Here is a 1413-nt window from a genome sequence, read left to right as displayed (position 1 = left end):
GTAGAGGCCGATTTACTGATTTTCGGCCTTTATTTTTTTGACCTCTGTTCAACTTCGGGTTTCGGTGTTGATTTTTGGTAAAGGAGTTACTATGCAGTATTTCCACGGCTTAATGGACAAAAACCGGGCTTTAAAATGGCTCATCGGACCATCTTGGCCAAGTTGTGTGCGATGACCAGCAGACCAGTTTCGATAGCTACTTTTTCCTTACCTCTGAGCATGAATCTGCCTCTGCCTTTGTTGAACTTGAGGTTTCCGAAAACAGGTTCTACATCTGTTGCCCGCTGCTTTCTTTTCTGTTTTCCTTCCTCTGAAGTGAGCAGGCTTTTGGCTCTGGCTTTGTGTAGCTGAAGCTGTCGGTTTATCTGAAGGACTTTGCCGTCCTTTCCCGGTTTGCAGGAGGCAGCTAGCGGGCAGCCGATACAGTTTTTTGCCCGGTAATGATGGAGCTGTTGCTCGAATCCTGTCGAAGTTTTTCGGGTACTTTTTCCGCTTGCCTCCATCGGTTGTCCCATGGGGCAGATATAACGATCTTTTTCAGAGTCGTAATACAGGTTCTCCAACAGGCCAATGGTTCTGTTTGGTTTGCTTTCCTGACTGAGTTCTTTATGGAACAGACCGTATTTAACGAATGCCTCGATGCTGTTTTCTTCCAGATAGGAATAGTTTTCCTCGCTGCCATATCCGGCATCCGCGGTACATACGCTGGGATAAAAGCCGTAGCGGCTCTGATAGAGTTCCAGATGAGGTTTGAGCGTGAGCGTATCGTTGGGATTGGGGTGAATGGAATAGTTGACCACAAACTGGCCGTGTGTACTGAGCTGAAGGTTGTAGGCGGGCTTGAGCTGACCGTTTTTCATGTGGTCTTCTTTCATCCGCATGAAGGTGGCATCGGGATCTGTTTTGGAATAGCTGTTTCGATCGCCAAGCACTTCCTCCTTTTGGGCGTATTCTTCCAGCTTGACGGGCCAGTTCTTCCTGGCATAGTTGAGCTTTTGCTTCACTTTTTTGTCTACCTGCTTGCCTTCCAGTGCCTGGTTGATCTTTTCAACGGTCTGGGTGACTTTTTCGGCAGTAGGGTTGACAAAGTCTGGCTCCTGGCTACCCAACTCGGCTGATGCTACCGAGCCTGCATACTCCCAGAGTTCCTTAAGCTGTTTGCTAATCCGTTCCTTGTTTTTTTTGATCGCCTTGCCCCAAACAAAGGTGTAACGGTTGGCATTGGCTTCGATCTTGGTACCGTCGGTATACACTTCTTTGATATCCAGTAGCCCCTCTTCATGCAGGAGCAGCACCACCTGGGCAAAAATTTGGCCGATCACATCCCGAAGACGTTCGGAACGGAAGCGGTTGATGGTGTGGTGGTCGGGACGCTGCATCCCTGCCAACCACATGTACACGATGTTTTCTCGG

1 protein-coding gene is annotated in these 1413 nt (G+C 48.8%); it reads right to left on the bottom strand.

Annotated elements, in window-relative coordinates:
* Positions 1-140 precede the first annotated feature (140 nt).
* Positions 141-1413: IS1182 family transposase (locus BLQ57_RS20755; RefSeq protein ID WP_139162863.1), on the bottom strand; the 1273-nt coding region annotated here is incomplete at its 5' end.

It is taken from the genome of Algoriphagus faecimaris (genome assembly GCF_900101705.1).
Classification (GTDB): Bacteria; Bacteroidota; Bacteroidia; order Cytophagales; family Cyclobacteriaceae; genus Algoriphagus; species Algoriphagus faecimaris.
Note: the sequence above shows the minus strand (reverse complement) of the source record. Positions and strands in the feature narration are given on the sequence as shown.